This is a genomic window from Pseudomonas sp. LB3P25 (assembly GCF_054897985.1).
This window is the reverse complement of sequence record NZ_CM142711.1, coordinates 4,027,906-4,047,632: the sequence shown is the minus strand read 5'-3', so window position 1 is coordinate 4,047,632 and position 19,727 is coordinate 4,027,906. Positions and strand designations below refer to the sequence as shown.

At 60.5% G+C, this 19,727-nt stretch carries 16 protein-coding genes; 8 read left to right on the top strand and 8 right to left on the bottom strand.

Translation table 11 applies throughout. The features are described 5' to 3' along the window. Positions 1 to 32: 32 nt before the first annotated feature. The gene (locus ACYZTW_RS18365) at positions 33 to 1,349 is read right to left on the bottom strand and encodes an L-fuconate dehydratase (protein ID WP_462001212.1); all 1,317 of its coding nucleotides are present in this window, start codon (positions 1,347 to 1,349) and stop codon (positions 33 to 35) included. 101 nt (positions 1,350 to 1,450) lie between these two features. On the opposite strand from ACYZTW_RS18365, the gene ACYZTW_RS18360 reads away from it, so the two are divergent. From ACYZTW_RS18360 to xylB, 8 genes are all read left to right on the top strand, one after another. Further along, the gene (locus tag ACYZTW_RS18360) at positions 1,451 to 2,398 is read left to right on the top strand and encodes a LysR family transcriptional regulator (RefSeq protein WP_462001211.1); all 948 of its coding nucleotides are present in this window, start codon (positions 1,451 to 1,453) and stop codon (positions 2,396 to 2,398) included. Between the two features lie 250 nt (positions 2,399 to 2,648). Further along, positions 2,649 to 3,707, top strand: coding sequence for an Ldh family oxidoreductase (locus tag ACYZTW_RS18355; protein WP_462005786.1), 1,059 nt, complete (start codon positions 2,649 to 2,651; stop codon positions 3,705 to 3,707). An 83-nt stretch (positions 3,708 to 3,790) separates the two neighbouring features. After that, positions 3,791 to 5,107 carry an MFS transporter gene (locus ACYZTW_RS18350; RefSeq protein WP_462001210.1) on the top strand — a complete coding sequence of 439 codons (1,317 nt, stop codon included), beginning with the start codon at positions 3,791 to 3,793 and terminating at the stop codon, positions 5,105 to 5,107. Positions 5,108 to 5,765: 658 nt separating this feature from the next. Next, positions 5,766 to 7,310, top strand: coding sequence for a sugar ABC transporter ATP-binding protein (locus ACYZTW_RS18345; protein WP_462001209.1), 1,545 nt, complete (start codon positions 5,766 to 5,768; stop codon positions 7,308 to 7,310). 46 nt (positions 7,311 to 7,356) lie between these two features. Next, positions 7,357 to 8,349, top strand: coding sequence for an ABC transporter permease subunit (locus tag ACYZTW_RS18340; protein WP_462005785.1), 993 nt, complete (start codon positions 7,357 to 7,359; stop codon positions 8,347 to 8,349). A 63-nt stretch (positions 8,350 to 8,412) separates the two neighbouring features. Then, positions 8,413 to 9,354, top strand: coding sequence for an ABC transporter substrate-binding protein (locus tag ACYZTW_RS18335; RefSeq protein WP_462001208.1), 942 nt, complete (start codon positions 8,413 to 8,415; stop codon positions 9,352 to 9,354). Between the two features lie 26 nt (positions 9,355 to 9,380). After that, entirely contained in the window at positions 9,381 to 10,379 is a 999-nt protein-coding gene (locus tag ACYZTW_RS18330; RefSeq protein ID WP_462001207.1) for a LacI family DNA-binding transcriptional regulator, read from the top strand. A gap of 28 nt (positions 10,380 to 10,407) precedes the next feature. Continuing rightward, positions 10,408 to 11,892 (top strand): xylulokinase, encoded by a 1,485-nt coding sequence (xylB, locus tag ACYZTW_RS18325; protein ID WP_462001206.1) that lies wholly within the window; start codon positions 10,408 to 10,410, stop codon positions 11,890 to 11,892. Positions 11,893 to 11,972: 80 nt separating this feature from the next. On the opposite strand, the gene ACYZTW_RS18320 is transcribed toward xylB, so the two are convergent. The 7 genes from ACYZTW_RS18320 to ACYZTW_RS18290 form a co-directional block, all read right to left on the bottom strand. Then, complete coding sequence (locus ACYZTW_RS18320; RefSeq protein WP_462001205.1) at positions 11,973 to 12,569, bottom strand: sarcosine oxidase subunit gamma; 597 nt, start codon at positions 12,567 to 12,569, stop codon at positions 11,973 to 11,975. Positions 12,570 to 12,572: 3 nt separating this feature from the next. Next, positions 12,573 to 15,470: a 2Fe-2S iron-sulfur cluster-binding protein gene (locus ACYZTW_RS18315; protein ID WP_462001204.1), complete on the bottom strand. Its 2,898-nt coding sequence runs from the start codon at positions 15,468 to 15,470 to the stop codon at positions 12,573 to 12,575. After that, positions 15,467 to 15,766: a sarcosine oxidase subunit delta gene (locus ACYZTW_RS18310; RefSeq protein ID WP_462001203.1), complete on the bottom strand. Its 300-nt coding sequence runs from the start codon at positions 15,764 to 15,766 to the stop codon at positions 15,467 to 15,469. The genes ACYZTW_RS18315 and ACYZTW_RS18310 overlap by 4 nt, the downstream gene beginning before the upstream one ends. 13 nt (positions 15,767 to 15,779) lie before the next feature. Further along, entirely contained in the window at positions 15,780 to 17,021 is a 1,242-nt protein-coding gene (locus tag ACYZTW_RS18305; protein WP_462001202.1) for an FAD-dependent oxidoreductase, read from the bottom strand. Then, the gene (gene folD / locus ACYZTW_RS18300; RefSeq protein WP_462001201.1) at positions 17,003 to 17,908 is read right to left on the bottom strand and encodes a bifunctional methylenetetrahydrofolate dehydrogenase/methenyltetrahydrofolate cyclohydrolase FolD; all 906 of its coding nucleotides are present in this window, start codon (positions 17,906 to 17,908) and stop codon (positions 17,003 to 17,005) included. Before folD ends, ACYZTW_RS18305 begins: the two co-directional genes overlap by 19 nt. Next, a complete protein-coding gene (purU, locus tag ACYZTW_RS18295) occupies positions 17,905 to 18,771 on the bottom strand; it encodes a formyltetrahydrofolate deformylase (protein ID WP_462001200.1) in 867 nt (288 codons plus the stop codon). The genes folD and purU overlap by 4 nt, the downstream gene beginning before the upstream one ends. A 242-nt stretch (positions 18,772 to 19,013) precedes the next feature. Beyond that, positions 19,014 to 19,613 carry a helix-turn-helix domain-containing protein gene (locus ACYZTW_RS18290; RefSeq protein WP_046052997.1) on the bottom strand — a complete coding sequence of 200 codons (600 nt, stop codon included), beginning with the start codon at positions 19,611 to 19,613 and terminating at the stop codon, positions 19,014 to 19,016. Between the last annotated feature and the right edge of the window lie 114 nt (positions 19,614 to 19,727).

Below are 19,727 nucleotides of genomic sequence, written 5' to 3'. Positions count from 1 at the left end.
ACGTTCCTTTGACGGTTGCCGTGGCGTGGCGATCAGGTGCGGGCGATATCGATCCACACTTGTCCGTTGGGATACTGGTAACGCTCTAGCGTTTCAGCAGTCATTTCGATGCTGTAGCCCGGACGCAGCGGTGGGATGTAACGGCCGCGGCGGATCACCACCGGGTCGAGGAAGTGCTCGTGCAGGTGGTCGACGTATTCGAGTACTCGGTTGTGCAGCGAGGCCGAGACGGCGATGTAGTCGAACAGGGCGATGTGCTGCACATACTCGCACAAACCGACACCACCGCCATGGGGGCAGACCGGCACGTTGAACTTGGCGGCCATCAGCAGCACGATCAATACCTCGTTGAGACCACCCAAACGAGCCGCGTCTAACTGGCAGAAGTCCAGTGCGCCGGCCTGGAACATCTGCTTGAACATCACACGGTTGTGGCAATGCTCACCGGTGGCGACGCCGATCGGTGCGATGCGCCGGCGGATGCTGGCATGGCCGAGGATGTCGTCGGGGCTGGTCGGCTCTTCGATCCACAGCGGTTCGAAAACCGCCAGGCGGCGCATATTGGCGACCGATTCATCGACGCCCCAGACCTGGTTTGCATCCATCATCAGGGTACGTTCCCAGCCGATTTCTTCGCGCAAAATCGTGGCGCGGCGGATGTCGTCTTCCAGGTTGGCGCCGACTTTCTGCTTGATGTGGGTCCAGCCATCCTCGACCGCTTCGCGGGCCAGTGTGCGCATTTTTTCTTCACTGTAGCCGAGCCAGCCCGGGGCAGTGGTGTAGCCGGGGTAGCCTTCGCGCAGCAATTGCGCCTCACGCTGGGCCTTGCCCGGCATCTGTCGGCGCAGCAGGGCGATGGCTTCCTCGGGGGTGAGCACGTCGGTGACGTAGCTGAAGTCCAGACAGCGCACCACTTGTTCCGGTGTCATGTCGGCCAACAGCTTCCACACGGGCTTGCCTTCGTGTTTGGCCCACAGGTCCCAGACGGCGTTGACGATGGCCGCGGTGGCCAGGTGGATCACACCTTTTTCCGGGCCCAGCCAGCGCAGTTGGCTGTCGCCCACGGTGATGTTGTGCCAGAAGGCGCCCATGTCGGCAACGATCTCTTCCAGGGTCAGGCCGACCACCATCGGTGCCAGGGATTGCACGGCCGCCACACAGATCTCGTTGCCACGGCCGATGGTGAACGTCAGGCCGTGGCCTTCAAGGCCGGCAGGGGCGTCGGTGTGCAGCACGACGTAGGACGCGGAGTAATCCGGCGCGCTGTTCATCGCATCGGACCCGTCCAGCGACAGGGATGTGGGGAAGCGGATGTCGCGAACGCTCAGCTGGGTGATTCGAATGCTCATGGTGGGCTCTTGTGCTCGATGACCAGTTGGAGACTCGACTGTAGGTCGCCAAGCGATACATGCATAATCACGGTTTCCTAAGTAGGGATACCGGATTTGATATGTCACCAGGTCCAGAAACCACCACGAGCACACTACGTAACCTCGGCGCCCTGAAAATTTCCAGCCGGCAGATCACCTTGCTCAATGCACTGGGCGAGTTCGGCAACCTGCGCCGGGCGGCCACGGCGATGCACACCACGCAACCGGCCGCCAGCCTGCTGTTGCAGCAACTGGAAGAGCGCCTCGGCGTGCGCCTGTTCGAACGTTTGCCCCGCGGCATGCAGCCGACCCTTTATGGCGAGGTGATGATCCGTTACGCCCAAGGCGCGCTGCATGAGTTCGAGCAGGCCCAGGCGCAGATCGCGGAACTGGAGCGCGGGGCCATGGGACGGGTGCGCGTCGGCAGCGTGATGGGGCCGGTGCCCCGGCTGCTGACCAAAGCGGTGCTGGCGTACAAGCGCGATCACCCGAAGGTGCGGATTTCCATTGAGGTGGGCACCAGCGACACCTTGCTGCCGGCCTTGCTGCGCGGCGATTTCGATGTAGTGCTGGGGCGCTTGCCGGACCAGAGCGACAGTCAGGACCTGGACATCGAACTGTTCGACAACGGCGAGCAGATGCGCGTGATTGCACGGATTGGTCACCCGTTAGCGGGTTCCTCGCCATTGCAATTGGCCGACTTGATCGCATTGACCTGGATCCTGCACCCCATCGGCAGCCCCATGCGCCGCCGGGTAGAAACTGCCCTGCAGGCCGGCGGTATGGTGCAGTCGCTGGACATTGTTGAAACCGCTTCGATCCTGGCGACCACGGCGATGCTCGAGGCTTCGGACATGATCGCGGTGGTGCCCAATGACGTTGCCGAGCATTATGCGCGCTATGGCATGGTCGCTATCTTGCCGGTCGAGCTGCCGATCTCCATGGTCAACATTGGCCTGCTGACCTTGCGTTCTCGGCCAAGGTCGGTGGCGTTGAATACGCTGCTGCAGTATTTGCGGGGGCAATAGCGTTGACGTCGTCTGTTCGGGCCTCATCGTTGGCAAGCCAGCTCCCACAGTGGGCGACCGATTGATTACCACCGTGCGATAAAGCAATTTGATAACGCCAGGTTATCGATTGATCGGATCATCTCATTGGGAATGTTGTGGCTGGCTCCCTACAGTTATCGCAGCTTCGCCCTTCACAGAACGGGCGACGCCATAACAAGAAGTTGGCCGTACTGCCCTGAGAGGTCCCATGCAACCGATTGTAGCAAACATGACTGAAGCCAAACGCTACGACGCTCAAACGCTCACCACGTTCGTCGAGCAACTGTTCGAAAAAGCCGGAGCCGACGTCGAGGTCGCCCAGGTGGTGACCCGGGTGCTGATCGAAGGTGAACTGCTGGGCCATCGCACCCACGGCCTCAACCTGGTGAGTCGCTATATCGGCGGCATGCTGACAGGGCAGGTCAAGACCAGTGCCCAGTTGCTCGAGCAGGTTTCGGACAGCGGCATTTCGTCCCTGTTCGATGGCCACTATGTGCTCGGCCCTTATTGTGTCAGTCGCGCCCTGGACTGCGCGGCCAAGGGCGCCACGGAGCAGGGCATCGGTATCGCCGTGGTACGCCGTGCCTCGCACATCGGTTGCCTGGCCGCTTACCTCAAGCCCTTTACTGACCGTGGCCTGGTGGCCATGGTGTACTCTTCGGACCCGTCGGTGGGGCTGGTGTGCGCCCATGGCGGGATCGACCCGATCTACACGCCCAACCCGATTGCCGCCGGCATCCCGACCCGGGGCGAGCCGATTCTGCTGGATGTGAGCATGTCCACCGTAACCTTCGGCCTGATCGGCCAGTGCCGCGATGCCGGCAGCACACTGCCGCACCCGGTGCTGATGAGCAATGAGGGCCGCCTGAGCGACGACCCGGCCGACTTCTTTACCACCACGCCGGGCAGCATCCTGCCCCTGGGCGGTCAGGCCTTCGGCCACAAAGGCTTTGCCCTGGCCATTCTGGTCGAGGCCCTGACCTCGGGGTTGGCCGGCCATGGGCGCAAGGACGCTCCGGACCAGTGGGGCGCCTCGGCCACGGCCGTGGTGATTGACCCGCGCTTCTTCGGCGGGCTGGAAGCCTTCACCGACGAAAGTTCGTTCCTGAGCAAGCTGATCCTGGCCAGCCGTCCGGTAGACCCCGATCGCCCGGTGCGCTTGCCTGGCCAGGCCGGCCTGAAATTGCGCGAGCAAGCCCTGCTCGAAGGCGTGAGCCTGTCGCAGAAGGTGGTCGATGACCTCAACCAGACCGCCGGGCAGTTGCAGTTGCCAGCACTTTCTCAATGACTGACAACGACAACATAGTGCAGACATGACAAACGAATCGGGAGCGCAAGCACCGCTGCAATAACAATAATAAAGGCCATCAGATGAACACACTGAAGAAGTATCAAAGCCTCACCGTTGTCTTCCTGCTGTTGATCGGCATCGTCAACTACCTGGACCGTAGTGCGCTGTCGATCGCCAATACCTCGATCCAGAAGGACATGATGATCAGCCCCTCGCAGATGGGCATTCTGTTGTCGGCCTTCTCCATCGCCTACGCCTTTGCGCAGCTGCCGATGGGCCTGATCATCGACCGCCTGGGCAGCAAGATCGCCTTGGGCGCCTCATTGCTGACCTGGTCGGTGGCTCAGTCGACGTTCGGCATGGTCAACAGCTTTGCCGGCTTCATGGGCCTGCGCGTGCTGCTGGGGATTTGCGAGGCACCGATGTTCCCCTCGGCGGCCAAGGCCCTGTCCGAATGGTTCGATGCCAACGAGCGCGGTACTCCGACCGGGATCGTCTGGTCGTCGACCTGCCTGGGTCCATGCCTGGCGCCACCCTTGCTGACGCTGTTCATGGTCAACTTCGGCTGGCGCGGGATGTTCATCATTACCGGCGTGATTGGTATCGTCCTGGCTGTGTGCTGGTTGACCTTCTACAAGAGCAAGGCGAAGTACCTGGCCGAGCTCGCGGCTGAAGGCAAACCGATACCCACCGAGAAAAAGCCTCAAGTGCAAGCAGCCAGCTCGCAGGCACCGAAGGTGTCCTACTTTGCCGGCTGGCTCGACCTGTTCAAGCACCGCAGCACCTGGGGTGCGGTGCTGGGTTTCATGGGCGTGATCTACATGCTGTGGCTGCACTTGACCTGGCTGCCCGGTTACTTCGAGCGCGAGCATGGCATGAACCTATACAAGACCGCGTGGCTGGTGTCGCTGGCCTATGGCTTCGGCGCGGTGGGCACCATCGTCGCCGGGCGCTTCTGCGACATGCTGGTGCGCCGTGGCATGAGCATCCTGGCCAGCCGCAAATTCGGCGTGATCACGGGCCTGGTGCTGGCTGCGCTCTTCACCTTGCCGCTGTCGTATGTCACGGGTCTTACCGGTTGCATTATCCTGCTGTGCCTGGCGCTGTTCAGTATCAACATGGCCAGCGCCACGGCCTGGATGATCGTCAATACCATCGTCGACAGCCGCCGGGTGGCCTCGTTTGGTTCGATCCAGAACTTCGGCGGCTACATCGCCGGTTCCGTCGCGCCGATCGTCACCGGCTTCAGCATCCAGTACTCGGGTTCGTTCAATACTGCGTTCATGATCAGTGCGGTGGTGGCGCTGTGTTCGGCCCTGGCGTACTACTTGCTGCTCAACGCGCCGATCGGCAATGCCGAGCCCGCACCTGAGCACATCGTTGGTGTGACCGAGTAAGGGCCTTAAGTCATCGGCGGCCGGTGGTGCGCTTTGCAAGCTCAAAAATATGTACATCATCCAGTACATCGATAGTGTTGAATTTATAAAAAATTCAATATTTTCAAGGAGAAAGAGCACGGGTTTCAGTCTCGCTTCCCGCTCCAAGTATTAAAAAATGGATCTCTGAAAAGAGGTCCATTTTTTTTCGTCCAAAGAAAAGTTTTTCTACAACCGACCTTGATTCAGGGTGGCCAGTCAACTGGAACAAGGGCGCTATTGCCTCCAGCGAAGCACCGGGAGCCTCGAACTCTTTAGCAACATCATGATCGCTGTTGAGTGTGCTCCAGGCGCTCTTTGCGGGTCATCCACCGACATCAATCTTTAAGTGAAGTAGCTCTTTATCAAACCTAGAGCCAAAAGCCTTTTACGCAGATTGTCGCTTGATGAAACGATTCATCAGGCGAAAAATTGCTTACGCAAGCGCTTGCGTAAACAAATTTATCTGACTAGAGTCTTTTTCGATCAGGTCACCCGAGGCGCCATTATCGGCAGTGACCCAAGAAGAAAAATAAAAAAGCTCAGGGATAAAAATGGACATCTTGTCTGGCCAGATAATCCACCTTCTTTTTCGTTTCGTTCAAAAAACCACGTCGACAGCTGATGTGAGGGCTCATCCATGAGCCTCGACCCAGCACCAATTCCTCTTCTTGAAATGCAAGGGATCTCCAAGACCTTCAATGGGCTGCGCGTGCTGAAAAGTGTTGGCTTGAAAGTCTATGCGGGTGAAATCCACGCCTTGATGGGTGAGAACGGCGCCGGCAAGTCGACCTTGATGAAGATTCTGTCCGGTGCCTATCAGGCCGATGACGGGGGCGAAATCCGCATCGAGGGGCAGCGAGTCGCTACCTACAACCCAGGCACCGCCAAAGCACATGGCATCGTTGTCATCTATCAAGAATTGAGCCTGTGCCCGAATTTGAGCGTGGCCGAAAACATCTACCTTGGCCGTGAACTGCGGCGTGGCTGGACCATCGACCGCAAGTCGATGGAGGCTGGCTGCCTTGAGGTGTTGACGCGCCTGGGTGCCGAGTTCAAGCCCACCACTCGGGTGAGTACGCTTTCAATCGCCGAGCGCCAATTGGTGGAAATTGCCCGCGCCTTACATGCCCACGCGAAAATCCTGGTGATGGACGAGCCTACGACGCCATTGTCATCGCGTGAGACGGATCGCTTGTTTGCACTGATCAAACAGCTGCGCGCCCAGGGCTTGGCGATTATCTACATCAGCCATCGAATGGCCGAGATATACGAGCTGTCGGATCGCGTGTCGGTGCTACGTGATGGCGAGTACGTCGGCATGCTCGAGCGCGACGCCCTGTCCGCCGAGGTGCTGGTCAAGATGATGGTGGGGCGTGACCTTGGCGGCTTCTACAAAAAACAACATGCCGCCTACGATCCGGGAGCCGTGGTGATGCGAGTGCGCGACATGGCGGACGGCAAGCGTGTGCGTAACTGCAGTTTCGATCTGCATGCCGGTGAAGTGCTGGGCATCGCCGGATTGGTAGGTGCTGGCCGCACCGAACTGGCACGGCTGATTTTTGCTGCCGACCCGCGCAGCTCCGGCACGCTGGAAGTGGCCGGCAAGGCGGTGACGCCACTGCGCAATCCGACAGATGCGATTCGTGCCGGTGTGGTGTACCTCACTGAAGACCGCAAGGCTCAGGGCCTGTTTCTGGACATGAGCGTGAGCGACAACATCAACGTCTGTGCCTGCGTCCCCGATGCCCATGTCGGCGGCGTGCTCGACCGTGATCGTGGCGCGCAACGGGCGGGCGCCGCCATCAAGTCGCTGTCGATCCGTGTCGCCTCGGGCAAGGTCAGTGTCGGGGCCTTGTCCGGTGGTAATCAGCAGAAGGTGCTCCTGGCGCGACTGCTGGAAGTCAAACCCCATGTGCTGATCCTCGATGAGCCCACCCGTGGCGTGGACATCGGTTCCAAATCGGAAATCTATCGAATCATCAACGAACTGGCCAAGGCCGGAGTGGGCATCGTGGTGATCTCCAGTGAGCTGCCGGAAATCATCGGGACCTGCGACCGCGTACTGATCATGCGCGCAGGCCAGCTAGTGGCTGAAGTGGGCGGGGCGTCCGGCAACGAAATATCCCAGGAAGCCATTATCGATCTGGCCACCGGTGGTGAGCAGGTGGCCGCACATGGCTGATTCCCGGGGGCACATTCATCAAGCAAAGAAAGTGGAGGCGAACGTTATGGGGCTGACCCTGGACAATCCAGCGACCGCGATGGCGATCGGCAAGCGCGAACGGATACGTGAGCTGATGCGCACGGTGGGCATGTTGCCGGTGTTGGTGCTGTTGCTGGTGGGCTTCGCCTTGATGAGCGAAAACTTCCTGACCCTGCAGAACCTGTCAATCATTACCCAGCAGGCCTCGGTCAATGTGGTGCTGGCCGCGGGCATGACCTTCGTGATCCTGACCGCCGGCATCGACCTTTCCGTGGGGGCGATTCTCGCGGCTTCGGCAGTGGTGGCGCTGCAGGCGTCGATGTCACCGCAATACGGCATGCTGGGCATCGTTGCCGGTGTCGGCTTCGGCTTGTTGCTGGGCCTGGTCAACGGTGGGCTGATCGCGTTCATGCGCCTGCCGCCGTTTATCGTGACCCTCGGCGCCTTGACCGCCATGCGCGGGTTGGCACGTCTGCTGGCCGACGACAAAACCGTATTCAATCCCGAACTGCCCTTTGCCTTCATCGGCAACGATTCGATCCTAGGCGTTCCGTGGCTGGTGGTGATCGCGGTGTGTGTCATCGGCCTCTCCTGGTTCATCCTGCGGCGAACGGTGATCGGCGTGCAGATCTATTCAGTGGGTGGCAACCCGGAAGCGGCGCGCCTGTCCGGGATCAAGGTGTGGAAAGTCTTGCTGTTCGTCTATGCACTGTCCGGTGCCCTGGCGGGTCTGGGCGCGGTGATGAGCGCTTCGCGCCTGTTCGCGGCCAATGGTCTGCAGCTCGGGCAATCCTACGAGCTCGATGCCATCGCCGCGGTGATCCTTGGCGGAACCAGCTTTACCGGCGGCGTCGGTACCATCGGCGGAACCCTGATCGGCGCGCTGATCATCGCGGTGTTGACCAATGGCCTGGTGCTGCTGGGGGTGTCCGACATCTGGCAATACATCATCAAGGGTCTCGTCATTATTGGTGCGGTGGCGCTCGATCGTTATCGCCAGTCCGGTGCACGAACCTGATTCAACCGCTGTTCTCGAACACTGATTCAAAAAAGAGCCACCCATAATCACAAGAGAGAAATCATGAACTTCAAACGCACGTTTCCCGCTGTCGTCTCCCTGTGCCTGGTCACGCTGTTGTCTCAGGGTGTCGAGGCACGTGAACTGAAATCGATGGGCATCAGCCTCGGCTCGTTGGGCAACCCGTATTTCGTGACCCTGGCCGACGGTGCCAAGGCCAGGGCGCTTGAGCTGAACCCGAATGCCAAGGTCATGTCGGTGTCGGCCGATTACGACCTGAGCAAGCAATTCACCCAGATCGACAACTTCATTTCCGCTGGCGTCGACCTGATCCTGCTGAACGCGGTTGATCCGGCGGCCATCGAATCGGCCGTCAAGAAAGCCCGCAAGGCCGGGATCGTGGTAGTGGCCGTGGACGTGAATGCCAAGGGCGTGGACGCTACCGTGCAGACCGACAACGTCGAGGCCGGCAAATTGGCCTGTCAGTTCATCGTCGACAAGCTGTCCGGCAAGGGCAACGTGATCATCCAGAACGGCCCGCAAGTGACCGCGGTAACCGACCGCGTCACGGGCTGTAAAACAGCGTTTGCCGCCGCGCCCGGGATCAAGGTTCTGTCCGATGATCAGGACGCCAAAGGCTCCCGTGAAGGTGGGCTGAACGCAATGCAGGGCTATCTGACGCGCTTCCCGAAAATCGATGGATTGTTCGCCATCAACGACCCGCAGGCCATCGGTAGCGATCTTGCCGCCAGACAGCTGAAGCGCAGTGGCATTGTCATTACTTCCGTGGATGGCGCGCCGGACATCGAGAACGCATTGAAAACCGAGTCGTCGGTCCAGGCGTCCGCCAGCCAGGACCCATGGGCCATGGCGCAGAGTGCGGTGGTGATCGGCAATGACATTCTCAACGACAGGAAGCCTGCCGACGTGCTCACCTTGCTGACGCCCAAGCTGATTACCCGCGATAATGTTGGCTCATATAGCGGCTGGTCCAGCAAACATTGAGCCGATGACGGGGTGGAGAGAGTGCTGTGGTAACGATGGATGATGTGGCAAAGATTGCGCAGGTATCGACGTCGACGGTTTCGCACGTTTTGAACGGCACGCGCAAGGTCAGCCCGGCCACGGTGCGTTCGGTTGAGATGGCGGTCCAGGAACTCGGCTACATCCCGAATACGCTGGCACGTTCGTTGGCGCGTTCGACCACCAACACCATTGGCGTGGCGATCTCGGCGCTCTCCAACCAGTATTTCAGCGAGACGGTGCACGCGATTGAAACCGAGTGCGCCAAGCACGGCATCATGATGCTGTTCGTCGATACCCATGACGATCCCGAACAGGAATTGCGCGTCGTCAAAGCCCTGCACCATCGACGTGTCGACGGCATCTTGCTGGCTCCGTCGATGGGGCAGCAGCCTCTGGCCCTGGACTATCTGCAGGCCAATGATATTCCGACAGTGCTGGTCGATCGCCTCGTCGCCAAAGGCTTTGATCAGGTCGGTGTTGAAAATATAAAGTCGTCGCAGGCCCTGGTGGCGCATCTGATCGAGCATGGGCACCGACGCATTGCGTTGATTGCCGGTCGCCCGGGATTCAGCACCACCGACGAGCGGATCGAAGGTTATCAAGCCGCGTTAATGGCTGCGGGGCTGCCCTTTGATCCGGCGTTGCTGGTCAATGGTGAATCGAACAGTGAACCGGCACGGGTAGTCACTCGGCAGTTGCTGACACTGGAATTGCCACCGACGGCGATCATGGCGGCCAACAACCTCATGACCCTTGGCGCCATGCATGCCTTGCGCGATGCGAACATCGCGGTGCCTGGGCAAATGGCGCTGGTCGGTTTCGATGATTTTGACTGGGCTGATTTTTTTGTCCCTCGCCTGACGTTGATCGCACAGCCGGTCAAGGCGTTGGGCGCTCGCGCAGTCTCCTTGCTGCTTGAACGAATTGAATCCCCAGAGCGTAAAAAACAGACCGTGCGCATGACACCAACGCTGCGGATTCGAAACTCATGTGGCTGTCTCTGATCAGTCCGGCTGATGGAAGTGAATGTTTATGAGCAGCCCCCTCTCACTCGGGATCGATCTCGGTACCTCGGAACTCAAGGCCATATTGCTGGATGAGAGCGGAACAGTGCTGGCCCATTCCGGTGCCCGGTTGGCGGTTTCACGGCTGCACAGCGGTTGGTCCGAGCAAGATCCGCAAGACTGGTGGCAGGCTTGCCTGAGTGCGCTGGATCAATTACGGCTCAGTCACCCAGACGCCTATGCGCGTATTCGCTGCGTCGGGTTGTCGGGGCAAATGCACGGTGCGGTACTGTTGGGCGATGACGACCGTGTGTTGTACCCGGCGATACTGTGGGATGACTCCCGCGCCATCACCCAGGCCGACGCGCTCGGTCGCCAATACCCCGGTTTTGCCGAGGTGACGGGCAGTTTGCCGATGGCGGGACTGACGGCGCCGAAGCTGATGTGGCTGCACCAGCATGAGCCGCAGGTATTCAACGCCATTGACTGCGTCTTGTCGCCCAAGGACTACCTGCGGCTACGACTGAGCGGCGAGCGCATCAGCGACGTGTCGGACGCCGCTGGCACGTTATGGCTGGATGTGGCCAGGCGTGACTGGTTCGAACCCATGGTGTGCGCCACTGGGCTTGAGCCTGGTCAGATGCCCGCGCTGGTCGAGGGGGGCGCTGCCTGTGCAAGCTTGAGTGCCTCTGCGTCCATGCGATTGGGCTTGCCCGCAGGGTTGGTTATCGCCGGAGGAGGTGGTGACAATCCTGTCTCGGCGGTCGGTATTGGTGCCATCAATGCCGGCGATGCGTTTATTACCCTGGGCACCAGCGCCGCGATGGTCGCGATCACTGATCACCCTGCGGGCAATCCGGCAAGTGCCGTGCACAGTTTTTGCCACGCGCTCCCGCACCGTTGGTACACCATGGGCGCCATGCTGGCGGGCGCTAGTTGCTTGCGTTGGGTGACTCGCCTGTTGGGTTTTGCGGATGAACAAACGCTGCTGCAGCACGTGCAGACGTCGCTACCGATTGATCGATCCGTGGCGCTTTCAAACCCGCTTTTTCTACCCTATCTGGCCGGTGAGCGCACCCCGCACAATGATCCTTTGCTGCGCGGCGGCTTCATGAACCTTGGGCATGACTGCACGCCTGCGATGCTCGGTTACGCGGTGATGGAAGGGGTCGGCTTCGGTCTGCTGGACGCGATGAACGCGTTGCAGTCAGCCGGGGCCGCCGTAGAGGATTGCGCATTGGTGGGCGGTGGCGCACGCAGCGATTATTGGGCGCAGTTGCTCGCCAATATTCTGCAGCGGGAAATCTATACCTTGCACGGCAGCGAACTCAGCGCCTGCATCGGTGCCGCCAAGCTGGGTTTCCTGGCTTACGGGCGCGGTTGCGATCTGTTGCAGGCAGGTATGCCGATCAAAACGCGGTACTTTCCTGCGGTCGAACAACAATTCGCGCTGCAAGCCCGTTACCAGAAATTCCGTGGTTTGCTGTCAGCAGCGAAAACACTGCACGGCTGACTTCAGGCCTGTCGACATCTGCCCATGCATGCTCAGAACGGAATTTCGTCTCAGCATGCATGACCAGTAGGGCGGCAGAGTCAGCGCGTTGTCACCGCCGTAGCCAGACCTGAAAACTCCTGCATTGCATCCTCCAACGCCCCCCGAAAATACGCCTGCGATGCCCGGTCACAGAGGATGTGCAAGCTCGCCTGCCGCACGGTGCCGGAATTGATGACGATCACATTGATGCGTGCCGCCGACGTCTGGGCCACCGCTCCCGGACCGAACACCTGCGGGCTCAGATCAACCCCGCAGAGCTTGGCCAATACTTCGCTCAGATGATCCCCTGTCAGCTGAAAACAGGCATGGCTGTCCTGACGAGGCAGCAGATAGTTGGCTTGATGATCGAGTTCCCAACGGGCCTCTTCATCTGCCATTCGTTGGCCCTGATCCTCGGGACTGCCCAGTAGCAGGTATTCGGTCTGCGACAGCCGTGCCACCTGACTGCCATCGGCTTGAATCACCGCACGGTTGGGCGCATCTGGCAGGACGAAGCCGCGGCTGCGCAGGTACTCGGCACTGTGGGCTCCGCGGAAACCGACCCGCGGCAGGTCGGTCAGGTCCGCCAGGCTGCACCCTGGCAACGGTGCCAGGGCTTGCCGGGCGATGCTGTGTTGTTCTCTCAGACTGGTCATGACTCAAAGCTCCTGGCGTTGGTTGTCGGGATCGAAGAAGGGCAACTGCACCACCTCGGCCTGGACCACGATGCCGCCTTCGACGCGGATCGGAATCCGTTGCCCTGGCGTGCTCTGGTCGATGCCGGCGTACGCCAGGCCGATGATCTTGCCCAGGGAGGCGGAATATTCGCAGGAGGTGACGTTGCCACTGATGTCCGGGCCGTTGAGCACCAGATGCCCTTCAAGCGGTTGCAAGCTGCCCTTGGGCAGGGCGAAGCCCACCAGTTTACGTTTCAGCGGCTGGGCTTCGAGGATGTCCACCGAGCGCCGGCCGACGAAGAACGGCTTGGTGCGGCTGACCGCCCAGCCCATGTCGATTTCCGCCGGGTGAGTCATTCCATCGGTGTCCTGGCTGATGATCACATGGCCTTTTTCCAGCCGCAGCAGGCGCTGGGTTTCGACGCCGAAGGGGCGGATGTCATGTGCTTTGCCGGCTTCAATCAGTGCGTCCCAGAGCTTGAGCCCGTGACGCGCGGGTACGTGGATTTCATAGCCCAGTTCGCCGACAAAACCGACTCGCAACAACCGGGCCTTGATGCCGGCCACGGTGCCCTGGCGAACGCCCAGATAAGGGAAGGCATCGGCGCTCAGGTCGAGGTCGGTGCAGACCTGTTCCAGCACCTTGCGCGAGTCCGGCCCCGCGACGTTGACCGCGCAAATGGCCGCGGTGACGTTGGCGACGTCCACGTCCAGGCGCCATTGCGCGTTCCACTTAAGCATTTGCTGATAGATCCGGTCGACACCGCTGGTGGTGGCGGTGACGTAGAAATGGTTCTCGGCAAACCGCGCACAGACACCGTCATCGATCACCACCCCGTGCTCGTTAGTCATCAGCGCATAACGGGAGCGGCCGATCGGCTGCTTGAGAAAGGCGAACGTGTACATCCGATTGAGCAGCTCGGCCGCGTCCGGGCCGCGCACATCAAGGCCACCGAGGGTCGAGACATCGATGATGCCGACCTTGTTGCGCACGTGCAGAGCTTCAGCCTGCATGCACGACTCGCGATCCTTGGCACTGCCGTAGTACGCCGGGCGCTGCCAGATACCCGCAGGCATCATCTTCGCGCCAGCTTGCAGGTGACGAGCATGCATCGGCGTTTGTCGGTACGGGTCGAAGGCGCGACCGGCGACATGCGCCAGTTTTTCAGCCACAAACGGCGGCCGCGCTGTGGTGACGCCGGTTTCGCTGATGTTGCGTTGAGTGGCCCAGGCCACCAGCCGTGCGGTCGGCAGCGCCGAGTGACGCCCCTGGGACGGGCCCATGCCCACGGTGGAATAACGCTTGACCAGTTGCACGTCGCGATAGCCGATTTTGGTCGCGTTAACGATGTCGGACACTTGCAGATCCTCGTCGAAGTCGACGAAGTCCTTGCCTTTGGGGTGCGGGAAGATTGGCCAATTAAAGTTGACCCGAGCCTCGCCGCTCATTGGCGCGCGTTGCGTGCCCACTGTCAGACCCAGCGCGAGGGCGGCTTCGGCACCGGCATTCACGCCATCGGCAATCACGTTATCGAGCTGGTGACGACCGTTGACCGAGCCGGCGACATTCAGATGCTTTGGCAGGCCGCTGAGAGTGAACTCGGCACGCTGATCGTCGTAGGCCAGTTTGCCGCCGGCCTGGCACAGCAGTTGATAGACCGGCATGTAACCGGCGGACATGCACAGTAAATCGCACTCCAGGTGTTGCCCGCTCTCGGCGACCTGGCCTTGTGCGGTGATCTTGCGCACGTCGACGCCGTTGATATGGCGCATGCCTTTCTCGTGCCGGGCTTCATATACGGTGCTGTTGATCTGATGGTAGATCTTGCGTTGCGCCAGTGCGCGCAGCAGGGATTCGTCCGAAGGACCATGGCGCAGGTCCACCACAGCGACGACCTCCACGCCCTGGTCATGCAGATCCAGCGCGGCGAGGTAACCGTCATCGTTGCCCGTCAGCACCACGGCGCGGTTACCCGGTTTGACCGCATACAGCTTCATCAGCCGTTGCGCGGCGCTGGTCAGCATCACGCCCGGCAGGTCGTTGTTGCGAAAGATCACCGGTTGATCGAAGGCCCCGCTGCACACCAGGCACTGGCGGGCGCGGACCTTGTACATGCGTTTGCCCTGAATCACCGGCAGGTAGTTGTCGGTGAACCAGGCGTTGCAGGTAGCGCTGGTCAGGATCTGGATATTGGCGTGTTGCTCCACCGCCGCCAGCAATTCGCGACGCAGGGTTTCACTGCGTCGGCCTTCGATATCGAAGCGGGCATAGGTTAGCGAACCGCCGAGAACCGGTTGTTGCTCGATGAGCAACACCTTGGCCCCCGCGTTCGCCGCCGTCAGCGCCGCGTGCAGGCCAGCGGGGCCGGCACCAATCACCGCCACGTCGGTGAACAGGTAAGCCTTGTCGTAGTACTCAGGCTGGAACTTCAGGTCGAGCACGCCGAGGCCGGCCTTCTTGCGAATGATCGGTTCCCAGACTTTCCACATGCCCTTGGGCTTGTAGAACGAGCGGTAGTAGAAACCCACCGGCATGAATTTCGAGAACTTGCCGAGGTAGGCGTCCTTGTCGTTGTCCAGCGAGCCGTTGACGTTCTGCGCGGTCACCTGCAAACCGGCGGACAACGCGTGCGCATCGGCCAGCACGTTCGGTTCTTCGGGGAGTTGCACCAGGCTGTTGGCGTCCTGGCCGGCCATCGTCAGAGGGCCACGCGGGCGATGGTATTTGAACGAACGGGAGATCAGGAAGCGCCCGTTGGCCAGCAAGGCGCTGGCGATGCTGTCGCCCTGCAAGCCTTGGTAGCGCTGGCCGTCGAAGCTGAAATCGAGCGGCTGATCACGGTCGATCAGCAAGCCCATGGGGGCGGGTAGGCGATTCATCCGGCGATCTCCTTGGCGGCGCTGAAGTCGACGCGGGCGGTGAACAGTTCTTTGGGGTCGAAAGTGCGCAGGATTTCATCGCTGACCGTGTGACGCTCCGCCAGAAACCAGTAGCTGGACGGCGTGTGCATCCACCATTCGCGCACTACACCGGCGAGGTTGTCAGTGTTGAACACGTAGTCGGCCCATTCGGCATCGCTGCAACTGACCGGGTCAGGCATCGGCTTGAATTCGCCACCATAAGTGAACTCGCTGATATTGCGCGGCCCGTTAAGCGGGCAATTCATGATTTTCATAGTCCGCTCTCCGTCAGTGACTGGCCGCCGTGGCGCCCATTTCGTTGACTTGCTGGAAGGTCGAGAAACGTTCGAGGCCGAAAGGTCTGATCAGCTCCGGCACCTTGCCGCCGCTGGCCACCAACTCGGCCATGGTCTTGCCACAGATCGGCGTGGCCTTGAAGCCCCAGGTGCCCCAGCCAGCGTCGAGGTAGTAATTCTTCACCGGCGACAGGCCCATGATCGGACTGTAATCCGGGGTCATATCGGTGATCCCGGCCCATTGGCGCATCAGCTTGGCGTTGGCCAGGAACGGGAACATCTCGATGGCGTGGGCCAGCAAGCTTTCCTTCAAATCGAGCGTGGAACGAGTATTGAACAATGGATAAGGATCGGAGCCGCCGCCAAACACCACCTCGCCACGACTGGTTTGCTGCACGTAGCAGTGCAGGGCGGAGGAACTCACCAGCGGATCGAGAAACGGCTTGAACGGCTGGGTGACCATGGCTTGCAACGGGAAGGTCTGGATCGGCGAACGAATTCCGGCCTTGGCCATCAGCAACGAGCTGTGCCCGGCGATCGCCTGGACCGCGCAACCGCACTTGATGGTGCCGCGGTTGGTCTTGACCGCGGTGATGGCGCCGTTCTCGATAATCAGGTCCTGGACTTCGGTGAGCTGGTGGATTTCCACGCCGCGCTTGGCGGCTTGTTTGGCGTAACCCCAGGCCACGGCGTCGTGGCGCGCGGTGGCGCCGTCGATGTGCCAGAGCCCGGCGATCACCGGCAAGTGGCCGGGATCGAGGTTGAGGCTGGGCACCAGTTCGCGGATCTGCTGCCGGTCGATCATCTCGGTACGGCCGCCGAAGTGTTTGTTGACCTCGGCGCGCTGACGGAACGAACGCACCGTGGCATCGGTGTGAGCCAAGGTCAGTTGGCCGCGCTCGGAGTACATGATGTTGAAGTCGAACTCGTTGGACAGCGACTGGAACATCCGCACCGACTCGGCATAAAAACGCACGCCTTCGCTGGTCAGGTAGTTGGAACGGATCACCGCGGTGTTGCGCGCGGTATTGCCGCCGCCCAGGTAGGACTTCTCCAGCACCGCGATGTTGGTGATGCCGTGGTACTTGGCCAGGTAATAGGCGGTGGCCAGACCATGGCCGCCTGCGCCGATGATCACCACGTCATAGCTCGATTTGAGTTCCCGTGGTGGCGGCAAATCCACGTCCACCGGGTACTCCGAACTCAGCCCGTATTTCAATAGATTGAATGGCATATGGCCTCCGATTGGCTGCGTTGGGCCTGGTGTTGCATAAGGGCTGCGGTCACGGTGTTTTTCATCAGAAAGGCGATGGTCATCGGGCCGACGCCACCGGGTACCGGGGTGATCGCAGCGACGTGGGGCAGGGCGCTGTCGATGTCGACGTCGCCCACCAGACGGTTGCGACCATCGTCGTCGATGCGGTTGATGCCAACGTCGATTACCACGGCGCCGGGCTTGAGCCAGCTGGCGTCGATCATTCGCGGCCGACCTACGGCGGCAATGACGATGTCTGCCTGACGACACAGGGCCTGCGGATCCGGGCTGCGCGAATGCAGCACCGTCACCGAACAATCAGCCTTGAGCAGCAGGGCGGCCATGGGTTTGCCGACGATGTTCGAGCGACCGATGACCACCGCATGCTTGCCGCGCAGATCGCCGCAGGTTTGCTCCAGCAAGTACAGGCAGCCGCTGGGCGTGCAGGGCGCGAGCACCGTGCGACCCTGGCTGAGTCCGCCGACGTTTTCACTGTGAAAACCGTCGACGTCCTTGTCCGGGTCGATGGCCTCCAGGGCGCGTAATTCGTCGACATGCGCCGGCAACGGCAATTGCAGAAGAATGCCGTTGATCGAGCGGTCGGCATTCAGCGTGGCGATCAGGTTCAGCAGTTGTTCGGTGCTGGTGTCCGTGGACAGCCGGCGCTCCACGGAGCGGATACCGACCTCTTCGGCGCGCAGGATCTTGTTGCGCACATAGACCTGGCTGGCCGGGTCGCTGCCCACCAGAATCACCGCCAGCGCCGGTTGAATGTCTTGCTCGCGCAAGCGCTCCACGTCCTTGCGGACCTGCACGAGTACGCGGGCGGCGGTGGCTTTGCCGTCGATCAATTTGTGCGCGTTCACCGGAAGATCACCGTTCTGTCCTGGTTGAGGAAAACCCGGTGCTCCAGGTGGTACTTGACCGCCTTGGACAGGGCCACGGTTTCGGTATCACGCCCGGTGGCGACCAGGTCGTCGGGCAGGTAGACGTGATCGACACGCTGCACTTCCTGCTCAATGATCGGTCCCTCGTCGAGGTCGCTGGTGACGTAATGGGCGGTGGCGCCAATCAGTTTCACGCCACGCTGGTAGGCCTGGTGATACGGTTTGGCGCCCTTGAAGCCGGGCAGGAACGAATGGTGAATGTTGATCGCCCGGCCCGAGAGTTGCTTGCACAGGTCATCGGAGAGGATCTGCATGTAGCGCGCCAACACCACAAGTTCGGTGCCGGTGTCGTCGACTATTTTCATCAGCTCGGCTTCCTGCCGGGCTTTGGTGTCTTTGGTGACAGGCAGGTAGATGAAGCGAATGCCCTCGCGTTCGGCCATGGGCCGCAAGTCGAGGTGGTTGGAGACGATGGCGGTGATGGTCATGTCCATCTCGCCCTTGTGGTAGCGGTAGAGCAGGTCGGTCAGGCAATGGTCGAACTTGCTGACCATCAGCAGCACACGCATCGGCTCGCGGGTGTCGTGCAATTCCCAGGACATGTCGAACGCTTGGGCGACGTCGGCGAAACCGTCCTTGATCTGTTGAAGATCGCCCTGATGGCCGTCGTTGAAGCGGAACACCGCGCGCATGAAAAAGCGGCCGCTGAAGTCGTCGTCGAATTGCGCCATCTCCCCGATGTAGCAACTGTTATCCGCCAGGTAGGTGGTGACGGCAGCGACGATGCCGGACACCGCGGGACAGGTGATCTTGATGATGAAATGGTTTTTTTCGTGTTGCATGACACGTCCTCGGGATGATGGCGGCAGCTCATCGCATAGCGAAAAAAATCATCAGCGGACAGCAGGCTCATCCATGAGCGAATTTTCTTGTGGGGAATAAATTATTCCTGTTGGTGGCTTTATAGGGGAATGGCCGCGCCGCGTCCAGAGCTTTTAAGAAAGTTTTTTAACTGACAGGAAAATGCGTGAGGCCGACGTGGGTCGGCCTCAAGGCGGGGCAAAGCGGGGGGAAGAGGGGGACGTTACTCTTTGTCGCTGCCGTAATTCATGATCGACAGCAGGCGGATCGGCACGTGTACCAGCTGCTCCGGACCGTGAGGGATTTCACCTTCGAACGTCAGGCTGTCACCCGCTTCCATGCGGTACAGCTGATTGCCGTGGCGATAGATCAGTTCGCCTTCCAGCAGGTGGAGGAATTCGGTGCCGGGGTGGGAGAAGGTTGGAAACTCCTCACTGGCGTCATCCATGCTGACCATGTAGGCCTCGAAGCTCTTCTTCGGCCCGCGAGTGTGGTTGAGCAGATGGTAGGTATGGCCTTTCTCGGTGCCGCGGCGTACCACTTCCATGCCCTGATCGGCCTTGACCAACAGTGCGCTGCCGTCCTGCTGGTCATATTCGCTGAACAATTTGGACAGTGGCAGGCCGAGCACGTCGCACAGACGGCTCAGGGTATCGAGGCTGGTGGACACCTGGGCGTTTTCGATCTTGCTCAACATGCCCTGACTGATATCGGCAATCTTGGCCACGTCAGACAATTTCAGATCCTGGGCCTGGCGCTGGCGCTTGATCTGCAATCCCAGATATTGCTCAAGCTTGAGGCGCGGGGCGGTTTCGGTCGACATAGTCATCAAATCCTGCACACTTTCTGTTCAGTAATATTAGTTTCGCACTGAGAAAGTGCAAATCGTGGCGTTAGGCTCGCATCCATCGAGCAGTATTCCCACAGGGAAAAGAAT